The organism is Pelomonas sp. KK5, assembly GCF_001984095.1.
Taxonomy (GTDB): Bacteria; Pseudomonadota; Gammaproteobacteria; order Burkholderiales; family Burkholderiaceae_C; genus KK5.
In genome coordinates, this window is the sequence record NZ_LYVQ01000582.1 from 1 (window position 1) to 399 (window position 399).

1 protein-coding gene is annotated in these 399 nt (G+C 65.9%); it reads left to right on the forward strand.

Translation table 11 applies throughout. The features are described from left to right. Window positions 1-399 (forward strand): flagellin (locus tag B0W88_RS32345; protein WP_255378682.1); only part of this gene is annotated, 399 nt, incomplete at both ends.

The window sequence follows — 399 nt, forward strand, 5'->3', positions numbered from 1 at the left end:
CCAGCTGGCCAGCGAGATCCAGCGCGTGCTGGGCGGCACGACCTTCAACGGCAAGGCCATCCTGGCCACTTCCGATGCAGGCACGCAGACCTTCCAGGTCGGCGCGAACACCAGCACCAACGACACGATCGACATCGTCACCACCGACATGACGGTGGACCCGACGATGACCCTGGTGGCCGGCACCGACAACACCGGCACGGGCCGCTCGGTGATCGACAACACTGCCACCACCGCCACCATCGGCACGGTGATCGACAGCATCGACGCCGCGATCACCACGGTCAGCAACCAGCGCGCCATCATGGGCGCGGCGCAGAACCGCTTCGACTCGGTGATCTCCAACCTGCAGATCTCGGTGGAGAACCAGAGCGCCGCCAAGAGCCGCATCATGGACGC